This is a genomic window from Cupriavidus alkaliphilus (assembly GCF_014191175.1).
In the GTDB taxonomy this organism is placed as follows: Bacteria; Pseudomonadota; Gammaproteobacteria; order Burkholderiales; family Burkholderiaceae; genus Cupriavidus; species Cupriavidus alkaliphilus.
In genome coordinates, this window is record NZ_JACHWE010000001.1 from 1,094,384 (window position 1) to 1,114,361 (window position 19,978).

The window sequence follows — 19,978 nt, forward strand, 5'->3', positions numbered from 1 at the left end:
GACACCACGCTGCCACAAGGAACATTCCATGTTCGGCCGATTCATGCCCACCGAGGGCAAGTTCTTCGAATATTTCAACCAGCACGCCGACTGCGCGGTGACCGCCGCCCATGAACTGCAGGCCCTGGTCAACGACCTGCCCAACGCCGAGGCCCATGCCCGGCGCGTCCAGGCCACCGAAAAGAAGGCCGACCGGATCACGCACGACACCATCGACCTGCTGCACAAGACCTTCATCACGCCGCTGGACCGCGACGAGATCCACAAGCTCATCACGACCATGGACGACATCCTGGACCTGATGGAGGACGTGGCCGAGACCATCTCGCTGTATGACGTGACCAACCTGACCGACGAGGCGCTGCGCCTGGCCGCGATCTGCGTGCAGTGCTGCGACCAGGTCAAGATCGCCGTGGGCCTGCTCGAGGACATGGGCAACGCCAGCACCATCCTGAAGACGGCGCAGCAGATCGACCAGCTGGAATCCGAAGCCGACCGCGTGATGCGCTCGGCGATGTCCAAGCTGTTCCGCGACGAGACCGACGTCAAGCGCCTGATCAAGCTGAAGGCGATCTACGAGCAGCTCGAGACGATCACCGACAAGTGCGAGGACGTCGCCAACATCATCGAAGGCATCGTCCTGGAAAACGCCTGAGGCGGCAATCGGCATGCAGACCATACAAATGAGCCTGTGGGTGATCGCCTTGCTGGTGGCGCTCGCATTGCTGTTCGACTTCATGAACGGCTTCCACGACGCGGCCAACTCGATCGCGACGGTAGTGTCCACGGGCGTGCTCAAGCCGCACCACGCTGTGGCGATGGCAGCCATGTGCAACGTGGTCGCGATCTTCGTGTTCCACCTGAAGGTGGCGGCCACGGTCGGCACCGGCACCATCCAGGGCGGGGTCGTCGACCACTATGTCATCTTCGGCGCGCTGGTCGGGGCGATCGCGTGGAACGTCATCACCTGGTACTACGGCATTCCGTCGTCGTCGTCGCATGCGCTGATCGGCGGACTGGTGGGCGCCGCGGTGGCCAAGGCCGGCACCGGCGCGCTGGTGGCCAGCGGGCTGCTCAAGACGGTAGCGTTCATCCTGGTGTCGCCGTTCCTCGGCTTCCTGCTGGGTTCGCTGATGATGGTAGTCGTCGGCTGGACCTTCTTCCGCACGCCGCCATCGCGCGTCGACCGCTGGTTCCGGCGGCTGCAACTGGTATCGGCTTCGCTGTACAGCCTGGGGCATGGCGGCAATGACGCGCAGAAGACCATCGGCATCATCTGGATGCTGCTGATCGCCAGCGGCCATGTGCTGGCCGGCGATCCGCCGCCGACGTGGGTGATCGTCAGCTGCTACGTGGCCATCGGCATGGGCACGCTGTTCGGCGGCTGGCGCATCGTGCGTACCATGGGCCAGAAGATCACCAAGCTCAAGCCGGTGGGCGGCTTCTGCGCGGAGACCGGCGGTGCGATGACGCTGTTCTTCGCCTCGGCGCTGGGCGTGCCGGTGTCGACCACGCACACGATCACCGGCGCCATCGTCGGGGTCGGCTCGTCGCAGAAGATGTCGGCGGTGCGCTGGGGCGTGGCCGGCAATATCGTGTGGGCCTGGGTGCTGACGATTCCGGCCTCGGCCTTCATGGCGGCGATCGCATGGTGGATCGGGCGCCATATCCTGTAACGCGGGATCGGCTGCTCATGCAAGAAGCCAGGCAGAATGCCTGGCTTTTTTATTTGCCCGCGCCGGTCGCTCAGCGGTTGGCGAAGGCGGCGATGGGATCGTCGTCGTCGGGCAGCGGGGCCGGTTCCGGCGCAAGGGGCGCAGGGGCGGGCGCGGGCACCGGTGTCGCCGGCGCCGGCGGCAGGTTGACCGCACCGGCAACCACGCGCCGGGCGCCGTTGTAGCGCGAGGCCCAGTAGGGCTTGCTCATGTCCTCCAGCCGCACCGTGCCGCCGGACGATGGCGCATGGACAAAGCGGTTCTGGCCGACATAGATGCCGACGTGCGAGTTGGCGCGTCCGGTGGTATTGAAGAACACCAGGTCGCCGGAAGCGACTTCGCTGCGGTCGAGCGAGCTGCCGCGCGTGCCCATGGCCTCGGTGGTGCGCGGCAAGCTGACATTGGCCGCGCGCGCGACCACATAGCGCACCAGGCCGCTGCAGTCGAAGCCGGCATCCGGTGTGTTGCCGCCGTAGCGGTAGGGAGTGCCGACCAGCGACATCGCCTGGATCGAGATTTCTTCCAGGCCGGCGCTGGGATCGGTCATGGGCTTGCCGGGCGTACGCGGCAAGCTGCCATGGCGAGGGGGTGGGGAACTGGCGCACGCTGCCAGCAGCAGTGCGGCGGCGCACAGCAGCGGCAGACCGGCCCGGGCAAGCGGCCCGGGAAGTGCGGAAGGACTGGAACAACTACGGGTACGGCGCAATGGCATCGCTGGATTCCGGTCGCCGGCCTGCCGGCGCACCGGAGGCCTTGCCGCTACCAGCGTAGCTGGGCGTTGCGCGTACCGGTGCTGACCTTGATCGACTTGGCCTGGCCCTTGTAACTGGCCTCGATATTGTAGCTGCCTTCTGGCGCACGTATCAGGCAGCGGGGCCCGGCGGCGCGAAAGGTCGCGACTTCCTGCTCGTCGCGCACCAGCTTGACCGCGACATCGGACAGGAACTCGCCCGCGGCGCCCTGCGTGAACAGGATGCCGATATTGAAATCCTTCTCGCGCGCGGCCAGGGCCTGGCGCTCGTCTTCGGCGACACCGCCGCAGACATAGCTGACGGGGCCCATGGTGCGGATCACCAGTTCGTCAGCCGCGGCGCGCGCCTGAAGCGGGCCGGCCAGGACCATGGCAGCGCCGATCAGCGCGGCCAGGCGGAGATGCGGTAGGTACATCGACGCCTCCAGTTGGGGATGCGGGAACAACGAGCGGACGTGCGGACATCATAGCCGCATTGCGCTTGCCGCTCACGACAGCGGGCCCGGGCCCCTTGCGCATGGAAGGGTGCCCGCGCCCGCGGTCCGCGTCAGAGCACGTCGCCGGCGTGGTCGGCCAGGCGCGAGCGTTCGCCGCGCGCCAGCGTGATATGGCCGCTATGGCTCCAGCCCTTGAAGCGGTCGACCACGTAGGTCAGGCCCGACGAGCCCTCGGTCAGGTAGGGCGTGTCGATCTGCGCGATATTGCCCAGGCAGATGATCTTGGTGCCCGGGCCGGCGCGCGTCACCAGCGTCTTCATCTGCTTGGGCGTCAGGTTCTGCGCCTCGTCGATGATGACGAACTTGTTGACGAAGGTGCGGCCGCGCATGAAGTTCATGCTCTTGACCTTGATGCGCGAGCGGATCAGCTCCTGGGTCGCGGCGCGGCCCCAGTCGCCGGCGCTGTCGTCGCTCTTCTGCAGCACCTCGAGGTTGTCGTCGAACGCCCCCATCCACGGCTGCATCTTTTCTTCCTCGGTGCCGGGCAGGAAGCCGATGTCCTCGCCCACCGGCACGGTGGCGCGGGTGACGATGATCTCGTTGTAGAGCTTCTGGTCCAGCACCTGCTCCAGCCCGGCCGCCAGCGCCAGCAGCGTCTTGCCGGTACCCGCCTGGCCCAGCAGCGTGACGAAGTCGATGTCCGGGTTCATCAGCAGGTTGAGCGCGAAGTTCTGCTCGCGGTTGCGCGCGGTCACGCTCCACACGTTGTTCTTGTGGTGGGTGTAGTCCTTCAGGGTCTGCAGCAGCGCGGTCTTGCCGTTGATCTCCTTGACCTGCGCATAGAGCGGCAGGCTGCCGTCCACGGGCTCGAGGTAGACGAACTGGTTGACCAGGAACGTCGGCACCAGCGGGCCGGTGAGCCGGTAGAACATGGCGCCGGACTTGGGGTCCTGCCAGCTTTCGACGCCCTTGCCGTGCTTGGCCCAGAAGTCGCCGGGCAGCTGCATCACGCCCGCGTAGAGCAGGTCCTTGTCCTCGAGGACCTGGTCGTTGAAGTAGTCCTCGGCCGGCAGGCCCAGGGCGCGCGCCTTGATGCGCATGTTGATGTCTTTCGACACCAGCACCACCTGGCGCTCGGGATACTGCTGCTGCAGCGCGCTGACCACGCCCAGGATCTGGTTGTCGGCCTTGCCCTGCGGCAGGCCTTCGGGCAGCTTGATGTCGTTCAGGCGCGTCTGGAAGAACAGCTTGCCCTGCGCATCGCGGTTGCCCAGGCTGGCCAGCGACAGGCCTTCGTCGAGCACGCCGTCGGTGCCGCCGACCAGCGAATCGAGCGTGCGGCTGACCATGCGCGCGTTGCGCGCGACTTCGCTCATGCCCTTCTTGTGGTTGTCCAGCTCTTCGAGCGTCATCATCGGCAGATAGATGTCGTGCTCTTCGAAGCGGAACAGCGAGGCCGGGTCGTGCATCAGCACGTTGGTGTCGAGCACGAACAGCTTGCTCGGGCCGTCGGCCTTGCGCGCGCGGCGCGTGGTGCCGGTCGACGGCTTGACCAGGCTCACCGGCGCGGCGGTGACGGCCGGCGTGGATACGGCGGGCGTCTCGGTGCTGCGGGCGCGGGTGCCGCCGGCGGCGCGGGCCTTGACTTCAGGCACCTGCGTGTCGCCGGTTTCCAGCAATGCCACGCGCTCGAGCGCCGGCACAGGTTTCTTGCCCTGTGTGGCGGCTTTGGCCTTAGGCACCGCGGAGACCGGAGCGAACTCGCTCGGGTCCAGCAATTGGGCAGGCTTGGCGGGCATGGTAGGCAGCGGCATGCTTGGCTTTCCTTTCAGGGGGACAAGAAGGGGGCGGGAAGGTCCGGTCCGCGGCGCCGCGCGACTTCGGCAGCGTGCGACATGTTCAGGGCGGCGTGGCGGACCCGGGCCGGGGCATGCATGCGCGAGGCGCCCGGCGCGGACAAGGACGAGGACAGACGTGGCTGCAAACAAAAAAGCCGCCATGCCTGCGGAACAGGGTTGGCGGCTCTTGGGCGGACTGCCGACATGGCAGGTCCGCTACCGGCCCGTGGCAGGAAGCGCCTGGGCCGGGGAGTCGAAACAGCGTGGCATCCGGAATCTGAACTCATTACGGGCCAATGTATCCGAAGGTTTTGGGTTTGGCAATTGGGTCTGCCAACGTTTGCCGCGGTGCGTCCGGATCGAAGCCGTTACGGGCAACGGCGCGCGGGCGATGCCTCAGAGGCCGCGCACGATCTCCAGCACTTCGTCGACGTGGCTGGGCACCTTGATGCCGCGCAGGTCGTGTCGCAGGATGCCCTTGCCGTCGATGACAAAGGTGCTGCGCTCGATGCCGCGGTGCTCCTTGCCATACAGCTTTTTCATCTTGATGACATCGAACAATGTGCACACATTTTCGTCGGCATCGGAGATCAGTTCGAACGGCAGTTCCAGCTTGGCCTTGAAGTTTTCATGCGAGCGCAGGCTGTCGCGCGAGATGCCGAATACCTGCACGCCGGCCTTCTCGAAATCCTCGTATTGGTCGCGGAAGTTCATCGCCTCCGTGGTGCAGCCCGGCGTGTTGTCCTTCGGGTAGAAGTACAGCACCACCGTCTTGCCGCGGTAGTCGGCCAGGCGGAAGGTGGCGTCGCCGGTCATCGGCGCGCTGAAGTCGGGGATGGCCTTGTTGAGACTGACGGTCATGCTTGTGGCTCCTTGGGGGAGGGGCAGGGGATCGGTGAGATCGTTGGAATCGGGAGAGGGGCTGCCGCCTCAGCGCGAGCAGATTGGGGCGCCTCGCGCGGACTTCAAGCGTGGCGACTGCTCAACTTTCGCCGGGGGCGCGTCAGGTGGCCTCGGGCTCGATCAGCAGCACCGCCGCCACCTTGCGTCCCTCGGCCATCAGGATGTTGTAGGTGCGGCACGCCGCCTGCATGTCCATGGCGTCGACGCCGACATGGCGGCGCGCCAGCGATGCGGTCAGGCGCGGGTGCGGAAAGCGCAGCCGCGAGCCGGTGCCGAGCAGCACCACTTCGGGTCCCAGTTCGGACAGCTGCTCGAAATGCGCGGGCTCCAGGTCTTCGAAGCGGTCGACCGGCCAGGGCCGGACTTCGCCCTCTGGCATGACCAGCACCGAGTTGGTGTGGCGCACAAGGTTGATTTCGATATACCCGGGCCCGTAGGCCGTGACGGTGTTGAGCGACTGGGGCTGGTCGGCGTGGAGTTTCACTTGGGGATCTCGGCGATGGCCGGCGCGGGCTGGCGGGCGGGTCCGCGGAGCGGAGGGCCGGCGGGCCGGGCGGGCAATGGATGGACGACAGCGGGCAGGCGGCCGCGGTGCGCGCGGACAGCGCACGCTGCAATGCAAGAATCCCTGCCGAAGTCTGTCATAATCCGATAAATTATAGCTTTTGCCTCCCTGTCTGCCACGTTTGCGTTGCATCGCAGCGGACGGCGCCTCCGCATTCTTTCAGAATCTGTCAGATCGCCCCGATTCCCAGTCCGGTGCCGCCGACGCGGCACGCCACGCTTGCCCGACATCGCCGTGAAACCCATCCAGAAATCCAACAAACTCAATAACGTTTGCTACGACATCCGCGGGCCGGTGCTGGAAAAGGCCAAGCAGATGGAGGAAGAAGGGCACAAGATCATCAAGCTGAATATCGGCAACCTGGCCGTGTTCGGCTTCGATGCGCCGGAGGAAATTCAGCAGGACATGATGCGAAACCTGCCGAATTCGGCAGGTTATTCCGATTCCAAGGGCATTTTCGCTGCGCGCAAGGCGATCATGCACTATACCCAGCAAAAAAATATCGAAGGCGTCGGCCTGGACGATATCTATGTGGGCAACGGTGCCTCCGAACTGATCGTGATGGCCGTCAACGCGCTGCTCAATACCGGCGACGAAGTGCTGGTGCCGGCGCCGGACTACCCGCTGTGGACCGCTGCGGTGAGCCTGTCGGGCGGCACGCCGGTGCACTACATCTGCGACGAGTCCAATGACTGGATGCCCGATCCGGCCGATATCCGCGCGCGCATCACGCCGCATACCAAGGCCATCGTCATCATCAACCCGAACAACCCCACCGGGGCGCTGTACTCGGACGAACTGCTGCTGGAGATCGTCGCGATCGCGCGCGAGCATGGGCTGATCATCTTCGCCGACGAGATCTACGACAAGGTTCTGTACGACGGCAACACCCATACCTCGATCGCCTCGCTGTCCACCGACGTGCTGACGGTGACCTTCAACGGCCTGTCGAAGAACTACCGCTCGTGCGGCTACCGCGCCGGGTGGATGGTGGTGTCGGGCGACAAGCGCCCGGCCATCGACTACATCGAGGGCCTGAACATGCTGTCGTCGATGCGCCTGTGCGCCAACGTGCCGGGCCAGTGGGCGATCCAGACCGCGCTGGGCGGCTACCAGAGCATCAACGACCTGGTCGCCGAAGGCGGGCGCCTGCGCCGCCAGCGCGACCTGGCCTATGAGCTGATCACCGCGATTCCGGGCGTGACCTGCGTCAAGCCCAAGGCGGCGCTGTACCTGTTCCCGAAGCTGGACCTGTCGATGTACCCGGTGCAGGACGACCAGGAGTTCATCTATGAACTGCTGCAGGAGTCCAAGGTGCTGCTGGTGCAGGGCTCGGGCTTCAACTGGGCCAGGCCCGACCATTTCCGCATCGTGTTCCTGCCGCACGAGGAAGACCTGCGCGAGGCCATCGGCCGCATCGCGCGCTTCCTCGAGGCGTACCGAAAACGCCACGGCAAGGCAGCGGCCTGATCCGGCCGCGCCGCAACCCATCCTTAGCAACTCAGAAGATTGTCCATGAACCCCATCAAAGTTGGCCTGCTCGGCATCGGTACCGTCGGTAGCGGCACGTTCAACGTGCTCAAGCGCAACCAGGAAGAAATTCGTCGCCGCGCCGGCCGCGGCATCGAGATTGCCGTGGTGGCCGATCTCAACACCGAACGCGCGCGCGAACTGACCAACGGGGAAGTGGAGATCGTCAGCGACGCCAATGCGGTGGTCAACCGCCCCGACGTCGACATCGTCATCGAACTGATCGGCGGCTACGGCATCGCGCGCGAGCTGGTGCTCAAGGCGATCGAGAACGGCAAGCACGTGGTCACCGCCAACAAGGCGCTGCTGGCCGTGCACGGCAACGAGATCTTCGAGGCCGCGCGCAAGAAGGGCGTGATCGTCGCGTTCGAGGCCGCGGTGGCCGGCGGCATCCCCATCATCAAGGCGCTGCGCGAAGGCCTGACCGCCAACCGCATCCAGTGGATCGCCGGCATCATCAACGGCACCACCAACTTCATCCTGTCCGAGATGCGCGACAAGGGCCTGGATTTCGACGCGGTCCTGAAGGAAGCGCAGCAGCTGGGCTACGCCGAGGCCGACCCGACCTTCGACATCGAGGGCGTCGACGCCGCGCACAAGGTCACGCTGATGAGCGCGATCGCCTTCGGCATGCCGGTGCAGTTCGACCGCGCCCACGTCGAAGGCATCACCAGGCTGTCGGCCACCGACATCAAGTACGCCGAAGAGCTGGGCTACCGCATCAAGCTGCTGGGCATCACGCGCCGGCGCGACGACGGCGTCGAGCTGCGCGTGCATCCGACGCTGGTGCCGGCCACGCGGCTGATCGCCAATGTGGAAGGCGCGATGAACGCGGTGCTGGTGCAGGGCGACGCCGTGGGCGCCACGCTCTACTACGGCAAGGGCGCCGGCGCCGAGCCGACCGCCTCGGCGGTGATCGCCGACCTGGTCGACGTGACCCGCCTGCACACCGCCGACCCCGAGCACCGTGTGCCGCACCTGGCGTTCCAGCCCGACGAGCTGTCGAGCGTGCCGGTGCTGCCGATCGAAGAGATCAACAGCTCGTACTACCTGCGCATGCGCGTGTCCGACGAGACCGGCGTGCTGGCCGAGATCACGCGCATCCTGGCCGAGGGCGGCATCTCGATCGACGCCATGCTGCAGAAGGAATCGCGTGAAGGCGAGCCGCAGACCGACATCATCATCCTGACCCACATCACGCGCGAGAAGCACGTCAACGCCGCCATCGCGAAGATCGAGGCACTGCCCACCGTGCTGTCCGCAGTGACGCGCCTGCGCATGGAAGAACTGAACTAAGGGCCGGACCGGACCATTGTCATGAAATACCAGTCGACCCGCGGCCACGAGATGCCGCAATCGTTTTCCGAGATCCTGCTTGGCGGCCTGGCGCCGGACGGCGGCCTGTACCTGCCCGCGCAGTATCCGCAGGTCACGGCCGATGAGCTGGAGGCGTGGCGCAAGCTGCCGTACGCCGACCTGGCCTACGAGATCCTGCGCAAGTTCTGCGACGACATTCCCGCCGAAGACTTGCGCGCGCTGACGCGCAAGACTTACACCGCCGAGGTGTACTGCAACGCGCGCGAAGGCGACAACACCGCCGACATCACGCCGCTGCGCACGCTGGGCGAGGAAGGGGGCACCAGGCTGCAGCTGCTGGGCCTGTCCAACGGCCCGACGCTGGCCTTCAAGGACATGGCGATGCAGCTGCTCGGCAACCTGTTCGAGTACGCGCTGGCGCGCGCCGGGCAGGAGCTGAACATCCTGGGCGCCACCTCGGGCGACACCGGCAGCGCCGCCGAATACGCGATGCGCGGCAAGCGCGGCATCCGCGTCTTCATGCTGAGCCCGCACCGCAAGATGAGCGCGTTCCAGACCGCGCAGATGTTCAGCCTGCAAGACCCGAACATCTTCAACATCGCCATCGACGGCGTGTTCGACGACGCCCAGGACATCGTCAAGGCGGTCTCGAACGACCACGCCTTCAAGGCGCGCCAGAAGATCGGCACGGTCAACTCGATCAACTGGGCGCGCGTGGTGGCCCAGGTGGTGTACTACTTCAAGGGCTGGCTGCTGGCGACCGATGGCCCGGGCCAGAAGGTGTCGTTCTGCGTGCCGTCGGGCAACTTCGGCAATGTCTGCGCCGGCCATATCGCGCGCATGATGGGCTTGCCGATCGACAAGCTGGTGGTCGCCACCAACGAGAACGACGTGCTCGACGAATTCTTCCGCACCGGCGCCTACCGCGTGCGCAAATCGGCCGAGACCTACCACACCTCCAGCCCCAGCATGGACATTTCCAAGGCCTCGAACTTCGAGCGCTTCGTGTTCGACCTGCTGGGCCAGGACGCCGGCAAGCTGGCGGCGCTGTTCCGCGACGTGGAAGAGAAGGGCGGCTTCGACCTGGCGGGCACGCCGGAATACGACCGCATCCGCCAGTTCGGCTTCGTCTCGGGACGCAGCACGCACGAGGACCGGCTGGCGACCATCCGCGACCTGTCGTCGCGCTATGGCGTCACCATCGATACCCATACCGCCGACGGCATCAAGGTGGCGCGCGAGCATCTCAGCGCCGGCGTGCCGATGGTGGTGCTGGAAACCGCGCTGCCGGCCAAGTTTGCCGACACCATCCGCGAAGCGCTCGGCCACGAGCCGGAGCGCCCGGCGAAGTTCGAGGGCATCGAGAGCCTGCCGCAGCGCTTCGAGGTGATGCCGGCCGACGCCGCGCAGGTGAAGGCCTATATCGCCCGCCACACCGGCCTGTAAGCGCGCGGGGCCGCTCACGTGGCTGCGGCGCCGCCGCGTGCCGGGTCCGGCCCAACTCGCTACAATCAGGCTGCGGGCCCGATCCACGGTCCCCGGATTGCCAGCCCCGCGCGCGGGTGCCGGCAATGCGCGGGCCGTTTTTCGTGGGCCAACCCTTTCCCACATCGCACCATGACCCAAGCCGCAGCACCTTCCCGTCCCCCGATGCTGACCATGGCCCAGGCGCTCGACGCGCTGCTTGGCGCCGCTCGCCCGCTGGCGCAGGCCGAGTCGATCGACACGCTCGCCGCCAACGGCCGCGTGCTGGCGGCGCCGGTGACGAGCACGCTGCGCGTGCCGCCGGCCGACAATACCTCGATGGACGGCTACGCCGTGCGCGCCGCCGAGGTGCCGGCCGCGGGCACGCGGCTGCGCGTGTCGCAACGGATTCCCGCCGGCCATGTCGGCACTGCGCTGGAGCCCGGCACCGCGGCGCGCATCTTCACCGGCGGGCTGATTCCGCCCGGCGCCGATGCCGTGGTGATGCAGGAGCAATGCACGGCCGACGGCGACGACGTGATCGTCAACCACGTGCCGCAATCCGGCGAGTGGGTGCGGCGCGCCGGCGAGGATATCGAAGCCGGCAGCGTGATCCTGCCGGCCGGCACGCGGCTGACGCCGCAGGCACTGGGGCTGGCCGCGTCGGTCGGCCAGGCGAAGCTGGACGTGGTGCGCCGCGTGCGCGTCGCGGTGTTCTTCACCGGCGACGAACTGGCGATGCCGGGCGAGCCGCTCAAGCCGGGCGCTATCTACAACTCCAACCGCTTCACGCTGCGCGGCCTGCTGGAAAACCTGGGCTGCGAGGTCAGCGACTTCGGCATCGTGCCCGATACGCTGGCGGCCACGCGCGAAACCCTGCGCCGCGCGGCGCAGGGACATGACCTGATCATTACCTCGGGCGGCGTCTCGGTCGGCGAGGAAGACCATATCAAGCCCGCGGTCGAGGCCGAAGGGCGGCTCGATATGTGGCAGATCGCGATCAAGCCGGGCAAGCCGCTCGCATTCGGACAGGTCGGCAGCGGCAGCGAGCCGGCGTTTTTCCTCGGGCTGCCTGGCAACCCCGTGTCCAGCTTCGTGACCTTCCTGCTGTTCGTGCGCCCGTTCATCCTGCGCCTGCAGGGCGTGGCTGACGTGACGCCGCGGCGCCTGCCGCTGCGCGCCGATTTCGAGCTGAAGAAGGGCGACCGCCGCAACGAATTCCTGCGCGCGCGACTCAATGCCGAGGGCGGGCTGGAGCTGTTCCCCAACCAGAGCTCGGGCGTGCTGACCTCCACCGTCTGGGGCGACGGCCTGATCGACAATCCGCCCAACCAGGCGATCGCGCGCGGCGACACCGTGCAGTTCATTCCGTTTGACGGCCTGCTCGCGTAGCGGCCGGCATGAAGGATGCCCAGGATATAGAAGGCAGCAATGATCATCGAACTCCGATTCTTTGCCAGCGTGCGCGAGCAGCTCGGCGTATCCGCCGAGCGCGCCGACGTGCCGCCCGAGGTGCGCACCGTCGGCGCGCTGCGTCAGTGGCTGCGCCAGCGTGGCGGCGCCTGGGCCGAGACCCTGGCCGAGGGCCGCGCGCTGCGCATGGCCGTTGACCATGCCGTCGCCCGCGCCGATACCGCGCTTGCCGACGGCTGCGAAGTCGCGTTTTTCCCGCCCGTAACCGGAGGCTGAGATGAGCGTCAGGGTGCAGCGTGAGGATTTCGATCTTGGCGCCGAAGTCGCGGCGCTGCGCGCCGATAACCCGCAGGTCGGCGCAGTGGCCAGCTTTATCGGCACCGTGCGCGACGTCAGCGAGGGCAGCGCCGTCAGCGCGATGGAGCTGGAGCATTACCCGGGCATGACCGAGAAGGCGCTGGCGCAGATCGAGGCGGCGGCGCGCGCGCGCTGGGAACTGCTGGGCGTCACCGTCATCCATCGCGTCGGCCCGCTGCTGCCGCTGGACCAGATCGTGCTGGTCGCGGTGGCATCGAAGCACCGCGGCAACGCCTTCGCCGCGTGCGAATTCATCATGGATTACCTCAAGTCCGAAGCGCCCTTCTGGAAGAAGGAAGAAACGCCGGAGGGGGCGCGCTGGGTCGATGCACGGGTGACCGATGAAGACGCGTTGAAGCGCTGGGGCATCGAGTCGATCAACGCCAGCGGCGAGGACCAGCCCTGATGGGCGCGTTGGGGTTTTTCGCCGTCGGTGTCGGCGCCGCGGCGGGGGCCTGGCTGCGCTGGGGATTCTCGGTGCTGTGGAATGCCATCAATCCGGCGATGCCGTACGGCACGCTCGCGGCCAACCTGGTGGGCGGCTACCTGATCGGGCTGGCGGTCGGCTTCTTCGATACCCATGCCGGCCTGCCGCCGGAATGGCGCTTGTTTGCCATTACCGGCTTCCTCGGCGGGCTGACCACGTTCTCGACGTTCTCGAGCGAGGTCGTGGCGAACTTGATGGCCGGCGACTACGGCTGGGCGGCGATGCACTTGCTGCTGCATCTCGGCGGCTCATTGCTGCTGACCGCGCTGGGACTCTGGACCTATCGCATGCTGGCCTGATCGGCGTCGCGGATCAGGGTCAGCAGCGCGGCATTGAAAGCCTGTGCCTGCTCCATATGCGGGCTGTGGCCGGCACCGGCCACCACGCTGAACCCTGACTCCGGGTGCAAGGCCCGCGTGGCAATACCCACCGCCGGCGCGTACAGCCGGCTGGACTCACCGTACAGATGGAACAGCGGCAGGCGCGCCGCGCGCAGCGTGTCGCGAAAATCCTGCCGCGCCATGTCTTCCCACAAGCTGGCCAGGGCCGCGGCATCGCACTGCTGCGCCATGTGCGCGACGCGCTGCGTCGCCGCTGCCTCCGGTCGCCGGCCCGCCGCCCACAGGCCTGAAGCCACCGACGGCGCCAGCCGTAGCCAGTCGGCACGAACCCGGTCCGCCATCTGCCTCGCGAGCGCCAGGTCGTAATGGCCGTGCAGGCCATGCGGCCAGCCCTGGTCAGTGATCATGCGGGGCGTCATGTCGATGCTGCCGACCGCCGCAAGCGGCAGTTGCGGCTGGTCGCGGAGCAGGGCCCAGGCCACCATCGCACCCATCGACCAGCCCGCCACCACCACGTCAGCCAGCCCGAGGTGCGCGACCAGCGCGGCCACGTCGCGCGCAAGCTCCGCGATGGTCGCGCCCGCGCGCTGCCGCGACAGGCCATGCCCGGCATGGTCCGGGGCGATCACGCGGAAGCCGGCCAGCGCCAGCGCGCGCTGTCCGTCAAAGACCGCGCCGTTGACGGACCAGCCGTGCAGCAGCAGCAGGGGCCGGCCCTGGCCAGCCTCGCGCCAGCCGGGCAGGGCGCCGCGCGCCGGATAAAGCGCATAGGGTGGCGCGGCGGGGCTGGCGGGTACCGGATCGAAAGCGTCCAACGGCGTGTCTCGGCTGGCTGGAGGGGTAAAGGATGTCCCGGATGCCCCCGGGGTGAGGGTGCCCCTCTATTGACATCCACGCTGGGCAATTTATACGATGAAACATGAATCAGATATCAGGTTTTGCCTGAATGTCGGTTCCGGGCGACGGCAAGTCGGCGGCAGGGGCGAGGAGGCGCCTGCCGACGACCCGCTGGCGCCGGCAATACACATAGCGGTCGGCATTTCCATGACAAGGCGCGCAGCGCCACCGGAGACAAGATGTCCACCACCCAGACTGGCGACACCGGCATAGCCGACGTCGACGCCACCGGCCCGGCCGGCGGCATGGGCCCGCCCAAGACCGCGCGCGGGCAGAAGACACGCGAGGCGCTGCTGCGCGCCGCCGAGAAAGTGTTTGGCGAGAAGGGCTACTACGCCGCGTCGATCTCCGAGATCACGCAGGAAGCCAAGGTGGCGATGGGCACCTTCTACCTGTACTTCAAGGACAAGGAAGACATCTTCCGCGCGCTGGTCGCCCACATGCTGGAACTGGTGCGCGCGCACCTGCGCAAGCACGTTGGCGCCGCCGAAACCCAGATGGAGGCCGAGCGCCTGGGCCTGAAGGCGTTCCTGTCCTTCGTTTCGCGCCACAAGAACCTGTACCGGATCGTGCTGGATTCTTACTCGGTCGACGAGACCATCTACAGCAGCTATTTCCAGGTATTCGCCGAGCTCTACAGCCGGCGCCTGACCCGCGCCGAAGAGCAGGGCGAAATCGTGCCCGGCGATGCCGAGGTGCGCGCCTGGTGCCTGATCGGCATCAGCAATTTTCTCGGCATGCGCTATGCGCGCTGGAAGCGTCCGCCATCGATGGAGAAGGTGGTCGACACCGCGTTCGACTTGATCGCGCATGGCCTGCAACCGCGCCAAACGCGATAGGCGCGACGCGCGATTGCGCAGTACCGGCCCGCATGCGCCGGCCGCCGGCATGCCACGCAGTTGCAGCAGGTTTCATCGCTACAAACACAAACGAGACCGAACCCAGGAGACCGCAATGCATCGCAACCCCCACGCCCTGCGCGCCCTGGCCCTGGCCGCCGCGCTGCTCGGCGCCGGCGCCGCGCAGGCCAAGGACATCCGCATCGCCCATGTCTACGACAAGACCGGCGCGCTCGAGGCCTATGCCAAGCAGACCCAGACCGGCCTGATGATGGGCCTGGAATACGCCACCAACGGCACCATGACCGTCAACGGCAACAAGCTGGTGGTGATCGAGAAGGACACCCAGGGCAAGCCGGACGTGGCCAAGGCCCAGCTGGCCGCGGCCTACAGCGACGACCGCGCCGACATCGCGGTGGGCCCGACGTCCTCCGGCACGGCGCTGGCGATGCTGCCGGTGGCCGAGGAATACAAGAAGGTGCTGCTGGTGGAGCCCGCCGTGGCCGACTCCATCACCGGCGACAAGTGGAACCGCTATATCTTCCGCACCGGCCGCAATTCGTCGCAGGACGCGATTTCCAATGCGGTGGCGCTGGACAAGCCGGGCGTGCAGATCGCCACGCTGGCGCAGGACTATGCCTTCGGCCGCGACGGCGTCAAGGCCTTCAAGGGCGCGCTCAAGCACGCCAGGATCGTGCATGAGGAATACCTGCCGACCAATACCACGGACTTCACCGCGGGCGCGCAGCGGCTGTTCGATTCGCTCAAGGACAAGCCCGGCCGCAAGGTGATCTTCATCATCTGGGCCGGCGCCGGCAACCCGTTCAAGATCGCCGACCTGGATCCCAAGCGCTACGGCATCGAGATCGCCACCGGCGGCAACATCCTGCCCGCGATGGCCAGCTACAAGAACTTCCCGGGCATGGAAGGGGCCACGTACTACTACTTCGGCATCCCCAAGAACAAGGCCAACGAATGGCTGGTGTCCAACCACTACAGCAAGTTCAAGGCGCCGCCCGATTTCTTCACCGCCGGCGGCATGAGCGCGGGCATCGCGCTGGTCGAAGCCCTGAAGAAGACCCATGGCGAAACCGGCACCGAGAAGCTGATCGCGGCGATGGAAGGCATGTCGTTCGACACGCCCAAGGGCAGGATGACCTTCCGCAAGGAAGACCACCAGGCGATGCAGTCGATGTACCACTTCAAGATCAAGGTGGACCCGGCCTTTGCCTGGGGCGTGCCCGAGCTCGTGCGCGAGATCAGGCCCGAGGAAATGAACGTGCCCGTGCGCAACCACCGCTGATGGACGCGCCAGCCTCCTACGCCAGGACCGCGCCCGCGCCGTCGCAGCCGGCGGGCCAGCCCGCGGGCGCGGCGGTGTCCGCGGCGCGGCCGCTGCTGGAAACGCGCGGGCTCACCATCCGCTTTGGCGGCCACGTCGCCGTCAATGCGGTGTCGTGCGCGTTCCGGGCCGGTGAGCTGACCTGCATCGTCGGCCCCAACGGCGCCGGCAAGACCACGTATTTCAACCTGATCTCGGGACAGCTGCCGCCCACTGCCGGGCAGATCCTGCTCGACGGCGAGGACGTGACGCGGCTGCCGGTGTCGCAGAAGACCCGGCGCGGCATTGGCCGCGCGTTCCAGCTGACCAGCCTGTTCCCGCAGCTGTCGGTGCTGGAGAACGTGCGGCTGGCGGTGCAGGCGCGGCAGCAGCGCGGCATCGATCTGTTCTCGATGTGGTCGGGCCACCGCGCGCTGCAGGCGCAGGCCATGGCCATCCTGGAACGGGTGGCGCTGGCCGGCAAGCGCCACCTGACGGTGGCATCGCTGCCGCATGGCGACCAGCGCAAGCTGGAGGTCGGCATCCTGCTCGCGCTGCAGCCGCGCGTGTTCATGTTCGACGAGCCCACCGCGGGCATGAGCGTCGACGAAGTGCCGGTGATCCTGGACCTGATCCGCGAGATCCGCCAGGACCGCAGCAAGACCGTGCTGCTGGTCGAGCACAAGATGGATGTGGTGCGCTCGCTGGCCGACCGCATCATCGTGCTGCACAACGGCACGCTGGTGGCCGATGGCGATCCGGCCGAGGTGATCGCATCGCCGGTGGTGCAGCAGGCCTATCTGGGCCTGCCGGAAGAGGAGGGCAGCCATGGCTGACTCGACCACGGCAGAGCCGATCCTGCAGCTGCAGGACGTGCAGACCCATATCGGCCCGTACCACATCCTGCATGGCGTCAGCTTCGCGGTGCCGCGCGGCGGCGTGACCATGCTGCTGGGGCGCAACGGCGCCGGCAAGACCACCACGCTGCGCACCATCATGGGCCTGTGGCAGGCCAGCGCCGGCACTGTCGCTTTCAACGGCGCCGACATCACGCGCCACAGCACGCCGGCGATCGCGCAGGCCGGCATTGCCTACGTGCCCGAGAACATGAGCGTGTTCTCCGACCTGACCGTGGCCGAGAACATGCGCCTCGCCGCCCGCACCGGCGCCATCGACGAACGCCGGCTGGACTGGGTGTTCCGCATGTTCCCGGCGCTGAAGACGTTCTGGCACCAGCGCGCCGGCGTGCTGTCGGGCGGGCAGAAGCAGATGCTGTCGGTGGCGCGCGCCATCATCGAGCCGCGCCAGCTGCTGATCGTCGACGAGCCGACCAAGGGGCTGGCGCCGGCGATCATCCAGAACATGATCCATGTGTTCCGCGAGCTGAAGCAGACCGAGGTGTCGATCCTGCTGGTGGAGCAGAACTTCCATATGGCGAAATCGGTGGGCGATACGGTGGCGGTGATGGACGATGGCCGCACGGTGCATACCGGCACGATGGCGGCGCTGGCGGAGGATGAGGCATTGCAGCAGCGGCTGCTGGGTTTATCGCTGGCGGCGCACCAGTAGGCCTTTTCAGTTGCGCAGGCTGGCTCCCTCTCCCGCTTGCGGGAGAGGGAGCCAGCAATCAGTGATTGGAAGAAGCGCAGGCGGAAGACCATGCCGCGCAGGACGAGACACATGACAACCTCTACAACCTTGCCCGCTGCAGGCGCGGCGGCTGCCCTGCCCAAGGTCCGCCTCGACTGGACTCCGCTGGCACTTGCGCCGCTGCTGATGCTGCTTGCCTTCCCCCTGGTAGGCAGCCCCTCCACGTGGCTCACGCTGACCATCGCCGGCCTGGCGATGGGCATGATCATCTTCGTGGTGTCGTCCGGCCTGACCCTGGTGTTCGGCCTGATGGACGTGCTCAACTTTGGCCATGGCGCTTTCATCGCACTGGGCGCCTATGTCGCGGCCTCGGTGCTGCTGCCGCTGGCGGGCTGGGTCGAGGCCGACAGCCTGGCGCAGAACCTGTCGGTCTTTGCCCTGGCGATCGCCGCGGCGATGGTGGCTGCCGGCGCGGTCGGGCTGTTCTTTGAGCGCGTGGTGGTGCGTCCGGTCTACGGCCAGCACCTCAAGCAGATCCTGATCACGATGGGCGGCATGATCGTGGCCGAGCAGCTGATCAAGGCGATCTGGGGCCCGGAAACCATCGCGCTGCAGGTGCCCACCACCTTCCGCGGCGCGGTGCTGCTGGGCGACGCGGCGATCGAGAAGTACCGGCTGATCGCGATGGCGCTGGGGCTGGTGATCTTCATCGCCATGCTGCTGTTGCTCAACCGCACCCGCATCGGCCTGCTGATCCGCGCCGGGGTGGAGAACCGCGAGATGGTCGAGGCGCTGGGCTACCGGGTGCGCCGCCTGTTTATCGGCGTATTCGTCGCGGGGGCGGCGCTGGCCGGGCTTGGCGGCGTGCTGTGGGGGCTGTACCAGCAGAACATCACGGCGGCGATCGGCGCGCAGGTCAATGTGCTGATCTTCATCGTGATCATCATCGGCGGGCTCGGGTCCACCACCGGCTGTTTCGTCGGCGCACTGCTGGTGGGGCTGATGGCCAACTACACCGGCTTCCTGTTCCCCAAGGTGGCGCTGTTCTCCAACATCCTGCTGATGATGCTGATCCTGCTGTGGCGCCCGCAAGGGCTGTTCCCGGTGGCGCGGCGCTGAGGAGAACGACCATGATCCGACTGCTCTCCGGCGACCTGCCGCGCAGCCGCGTGCTGGCGGCGCTGCTGCTGCTGATCCTGATTGCGCTGGCGTGCGCGCCGTTTGCGTTCCCCGGCGCGCGCGCGCTCAACATGGCGGCCAAGATCTGCATCTTCGTGGTGCTGGTGGCCAGCTACGATTTGCTGCTGGGCTATACCGGCATTGTCTCGTTTGCCCACACCATGTTCTTCGGCATCGGCGGCTATGGCGTGGCCATCGCCATGTCGCGCATGGAGCCCGGCTGGGGCGCATTGCTGGCCGGCACGGCGGGCGCGCTGGCGGTGTCGGCGCTGCTGGCCTTCCTGATCGGCTTGTTCTCGCTGCGGGTGCGGGCGATCTTCTTTGCCATGATCACGCTGGCGGTGGCCAGCGCCTTCGCCACGCTGGTCTCGCAGCTGTCGGAGTGGACCGGCGGCGAGGACGGACTGACCTTCAAGGTGCCCGAGGTGCTGCGCCCCGGCTTTACGCTGGGCGACGCCGAATGGCTGGGCGTGCCGCTGAGCGGCAAGCTGCTCAGCTATTACCTGGTGTTCGCCGGCGCGCTGGTGCTGTTCCTGGCGCTGCTGCGCATCGTCAACTCGCCGTTCGGCCGGGTGCTGCAGGCGATCCGCGAGAACGACTTCCGTGCCGAGGCGATCGGCTACCGTACCGTGGTCTACCGCACGGTGTCGACGGTGCTGTCGGCGATGTTCGCGACGCTGGCGGGCGTGCTGATGGCGGTCTGGTTGCGCTACAACGGACCCGACACCTCGCTGTCGTTCGAGATCATGGTCGACATCCTGCTGATCGTGGTGATCGGCGGCATGGGCACGCTCTACGGCGCGGTGATCGGCACCGTGCTGTTCCTGCTGGCGCAGACCTACCTGCAGGACGTGATGAAGCTGGCCAGCGACGGCACCGCCGCGCTGCCGCTGCTGTCGGCGCTGCTGCATCCGGACCGCTGGCTGCTGTGGCTGGGCCTGCTGTTCGTGCTGAGCGTCTATTATTTCCCGCAGGGCGTGGTGGGCCGGCTGCGCGGCAGCGGGCCGGTCCACGACATCGCCAGCTGAGCGGAG

General features: G+C 67.1%; 21 protein-coding genes. 15 read left to right on the top strand and 6 right to left on the bottom strand.

The features are described 5' to 3' along the window. Nucleotides 1–28: 28 nt before the first annotated feature. Together FHX60_RS05205 and FHX60_RS05210 are read left to right on the top strand one after the other, a co-directional pair. Nucleotides 29–655 (top strand): DUF47 domain-containing protein, encoded by a 627-nt coding sequence (locus FHX60_RS05205; RefSeq protein ID WP_010809517.1) that lies wholly within the window; start codon nucleotides 29–31, stop codon nucleotides 653–655. A 13-nt stretch (nucleotides 656–668) separates the two neighbouring features. Further along, nucleotides 669–1,676, top strand: coding sequence for an inorganic phosphate transporter (locus FHX60_RS05210; protein WP_063238031.1), 1,008 nt, complete (start codon nucleotides 669–671; stop codon nucleotides 1,674–1,676). A gap of 70 nt (nucleotides 1,677–1,746) precedes the next feature. On the opposite strand, the gene FHX60_RS05215 is transcribed toward FHX60_RS05210, so the two are convergent. The 5 genes from FHX60_RS05215 to FHX60_RS05235 form a co-directional block, all read right to left on the bottom strand. Continuing rightward, the gene (locus FHX60_RS05215; protein ID WP_183282678.1) at nucleotides 1,747–2,427 is read right to left on the bottom strand and encodes a C40 family peptidase; all 681 of its coding nucleotides are present in this window, start codon (nucleotides 2,425–2,427) and stop codon (nucleotides 1,747–1,749) included. A gap of 47 nt (nucleotides 2,428–2,474) precedes the next feature. Further along, nucleotides 2,475–2,882, bottom strand: coding sequence for a hypothetical protein (locus FHX60_RS05220; RefSeq protein WP_183282679.1), 408 nt, complete (start codon nucleotides 2,880–2,882; stop codon nucleotides 2,475–2,477). Between the two features lie 131 nt (nucleotides 2,883–3,013). After that, nucleotides 3,014–4,717 (bottom strand): PhoH family protein, encoded by a 1,704-nt coding sequence (locus tag FHX60_RS05225; RefSeq protein ID WP_092308987.1) that lies wholly within the window; start codon nucleotides 4,715–4,717, stop codon nucleotides 3,014–3,016. Between the two features lie 420 nt (nucleotides 4,718–5,137). Then, entirely contained in the window at nucleotides 5,138–5,602 is a 465-nt protein-coding gene (locus FHX60_RS05230; protein WP_112774112.1) for a peroxiredoxin, read from the bottom strand. 142 nt (nucleotides 5,603–5,744) lie between these two features. Further along, nucleotides 5,745–6,128: an Mth938-like domain-containing protein gene (locus tag FHX60_RS05235; RefSeq protein ID WP_112774113.1), complete on the bottom strand. Its 384-nt coding sequence runs from the start codon at nucleotides 6,126–6,128 to the stop codon at nucleotides 5,745–5,747. Between the two features lie 315 nt (nucleotides 6,129–6,443). On the opposite strand from FHX60_RS05235, the gene FHX60_RS05240 reads away from it, so the two are divergent. The 7 genes from FHX60_RS05240 (at nucleotide 6,444) to crcB (ending at nucleotide 13,076) form a co-directional block, all read left to right on the top strand. Next, nucleotides 6,444–7,679, top strand: a complete 1,236-nt coding sequence (locus FHX60_RS05240) for a pyridoxal phosphate-dependent aminotransferase (protein ID WP_112774271.1) — start codon at nucleotides 6,444–6,446, stop codon at nucleotides 7,677–7,679. Nucleotides 7,680–7,724: 45 nt separating this feature from the next. Beyond that, entirely contained in the window at nucleotides 7,725–9,035 is a 1,311-nt protein-coding gene (locus tag FHX60_RS05245) for a homoserine dehydrogenase (RefSeq protein ID WP_112774114.1), read from the top strand. Nucleotides 9,036–9,056: 21 nt separating this feature from the next. Further along, on the top strand, nucleotides 9,057–10,502 hold the full coding sequence (gene thrC / locus FHX60_RS05250) for a threonine synthase (protein WP_112774115.1): 1,446 nt from the start codon (nucleotides 9,057–9,059) through the stop codon (nucleotides 10,500–10,502). A 171-nt stretch (nucleotides 10,503–10,673) separates the two neighbouring features. Beyond that, on the top strand, nucleotides 10,674–11,912 hold the full coding sequence (locus FHX60_RS05255; protein ID WP_183282680.1) for a molybdopterin molybdotransferase MoeA: 1,239 nt from the start codon (nucleotides 10,674–10,676) through the stop codon (nucleotides 11,910–11,912). A 39-nt stretch (nucleotides 11,913–11,951) separates the two neighbouring features. Next, a complete protein-coding gene (gene moaD, locus FHX60_RS05260; RefSeq protein ID WP_111517778.1) occupies nucleotides 11,952–12,209 on the top strand; it encodes a molybdopterin converting factor subunit 1 in 258 nt (85 codons plus the stop codon). Nucleotide 12,210: 1 nt separating this feature from the next. Continuing rightward, nucleotides 12,211–12,696, top strand: coding sequence for a molybdopterin synthase catalytic subunit MoaE (gene moaE, locus FHX60_RS05265; RefSeq protein WP_092308966.1), 486 nt, complete (start codon nucleotides 12,211–12,213; stop codon nucleotides 12,694–12,696). After that, nucleotides 12,696–13,076 carry a fluoride efflux transporter CrcB gene (crcB, locus tag FHX60_RS05270; protein ID WP_183282681.1) on the top strand — a complete coding sequence of 127 codons (381 nt, stop codon included), beginning with the start codon at nucleotides 12,696–12,698 and terminating at the stop codon, nucleotides 13,074–13,076. Before moaE ends, crcB begins: the two co-directional genes overlap by 1 nt. Here crcB and FHX60_RS05275 read toward each other — a convergent pair. Next, nucleotides 13,058–13,933, bottom strand: coding sequence for an alpha/beta fold hydrolase (locus FHX60_RS05275; RefSeq protein WP_183282682.1), 876 nt, complete (start codon nucleotides 13,931–13,933; stop codon nucleotides 13,058–13,060). The genes crcB and FHX60_RS05275 overlap by 19 nt on opposite strands. Nucleotides 13,934–14,194: 261 nt before the next feature. On the opposite strand from FHX60_RS05275, the gene FHX60_RS05280 reads away from it, so the two are divergent. From FHX60_RS05280 to FHX60_RS05305, 6 genes are all read left to right on the top strand, one after another. Then, nucleotides 14,195–14,854, top strand: a complete 660-nt coding sequence (locus FHX60_RS05280; RefSeq protein ID WP_112774119.1) for a TetR/AcrR family transcriptional regulator — start codon at nucleotides 14,195–14,197, stop codon at nucleotides 14,852–14,854. Nucleotides 14,855–14,969: 115 nt separating this feature from the next. After that, nucleotides 14,970–16,157 carry a substrate-binding domain-containing protein gene (locus FHX60_RS05285; RefSeq protein ID WP_092308957.1) on the top strand — a complete coding sequence of 396 codons (1,188 nt, stop codon included), beginning with the start codon at nucleotides 14,970–14,972 and terminating at the stop codon, nucleotides 16,155–16,157. A 92-nt stretch (nucleotides 16,158–16,249) separates the two neighbouring features. After that, nucleotides 16,250–17,011: an ABC transporter ATP-binding protein gene (locus FHX60_RS05290; RefSeq protein WP_183282840.1), complete on the top strand. Its 762-nt coding sequence runs from the start codon at nucleotides 16,250–16,252 to the stop codon at nucleotides 17,009–17,011. Further along, the gene (locus FHX60_RS05295) at nucleotides 17,004–17,744 is read left to right on the top strand and encodes an ABC transporter ATP-binding protein (protein WP_112774120.1); all 741 of its coding nucleotides are present in this window, start codon (nucleotides 17,004–17,006) and stop codon (nucleotides 17,742–17,744) included. The genes FHX60_RS05290 and FHX60_RS05295 overlap by 8 nt, the downstream gene beginning before the upstream one ends. Before the next feature lie 111 nt (nucleotides 17,745–17,855). Next, nucleotides 17,856–18,884 (top strand): branched-chain amino acid ABC transporter permease, encoded by a 1,029-nt coding sequence (locus FHX60_RS05300; RefSeq protein ID WP_183282683.1) that lies wholly within the window; start codon nucleotides 17,856–17,858, stop codon nucleotides 18,882–18,884. Between the two features lie 11 nt (nucleotides 18,885–18,895). Beyond that, the gene (locus FHX60_RS05305) at nucleotides 18,896–19,972 is read left to right on the top strand and encodes a branched-chain amino acid ABC transporter permease (RefSeq protein ID WP_183282684.1); all 1,077 of its coding nucleotides are present in this window, start codon (nucleotides 18,896–18,898) and stop codon (nucleotides 19,970–19,972) included. The last annotated feature ends 6 nt before the right edge of the window (nucleotides 19,973–19,978 follow it).

What these genes read in the sequence shown, in the direction of transcription:
- FHX60_RS05205 (WP_010809517.1), top strand. Translation starts at nt 29, where the DNA reads ATGTTCGGCCGATTCATGCCCACCGAGGGCAAGTTCTTCGAATATTTC.
- FHX60_RS05210 (WP_063238031.1), top strand. Translation starts at nt 669, where the DNA reads ATGCAGACCATACAAATGAGCCTGTGGGTGATCGCCTTGCTGGTGGCG.
- FHX60_RS05215 (WP_183282678.1), bottom strand. Translation starts at nt 2,427, where the DNA reads ATGCCATTGCGCCGTACCCGTAGTTGTTCCAGTCCTTCCGCACTTCCC.
- FHX60_RS05220 (WP_183282679.1), bottom strand. Translation starts at nt 2,882, where the DNA reads ATGTACCTACCGCATCTCCGCCTGGCCGCGCTGATCGGCGCTGCCATG.
- FHX60_RS05225 (WP_092308987.1), bottom strand. Translation starts at nt 4,717, where the DNA reads ATGCCGCTGCCTACCATGCCCGCCAAGCCTGCCCAATTGCTGGACCCG.
- FHX60_RS05230 (WP_112774112.1), bottom strand. Translation starts at nt 5,602, where the DNA reads ATGACCGTCAGTCTCAACAAGGCCATCCCCGACTTCAGCGCGCCGATG.
- FHX60_RS05245 (WP_112774114.1), top strand. Translation starts at nt 7,725, where the DNA reads ATGAACCCCATCAAAGTTGGCCTGCTCGGCATCGGTACCGTCGGTAGC.
- thrC (WP_112774115.1), top strand. Translation starts at nt 9,057, where the DNA reads ATGAAATACCAGTCGACCCGCGGCCACGAGATGCCGCAATCGTTTTCC.
- FHX60_RS05255 (WP_183282680.1), top strand. Translation starts at nt 10,674, where the DNA reads ATGACCCAAGCCGCAGCACCTTCCCGTCCCCCGATGCTGACCATGGCC.
- moaD (WP_111517778.1), top strand. Translation starts at nt 11,952, where the DNA reads ATGATCATCGAACTCCGATTCTTTGCCAGCGTGCGCGAGCAGCTCGGC.
- moaE (WP_092308966.1), top strand. Translation starts at nt 12,211, where the DNA reads ATGAGCGTCAGGGTGCAGCGTGAGGATTTCGATCTTGGCGCCGAAGTC.
- crcB (WP_183282681.1), top strand. Translation starts at nt 12,696, where the DNA reads ATGGGCGCGTTGGGGTTTTTCGCCGTCGGTGTCGGCGCCGCGGCGGGG.
- FHX60_RS05280 (WP_112774119.1), top strand. Translation starts at nt 14,195, where the DNA reads ATGTCCACCACCCAGACTGGCGACACCGGCATAGCCGACGTCGACGCC.
- FHX60_RS05285 (WP_092308957.1), top strand. Translation starts at nt 14,970, where the DNA reads ATGCATCGCAACCCCCACGCCCTGCGCGCCCTGGCCCTGGCCGCCGCG.
- FHX60_RS05295 (WP_112774120.1), top strand. Translation starts at nt 17,004, where the DNA reads ATGGCTGACTCGACCACGGCAGAGCCGATCCTGCAGCTGCAGGACGTG.
- FHX60_RS05300 (WP_183282683.1), top strand. Translation starts at nt 17,856, where the DNA reads ATGACAACCTCTACAACCTTGCCCGCTGCAGGCGCGGCGGCTGCCCTG.
- FHX60_RS05305 (WP_183282684.1), top strand. Translation starts at nt 18,896, where the DNA reads ATGATCCGACTGCTCTCCGGCGACCTGCCGCGCAGCCGCGTGCTGGCG.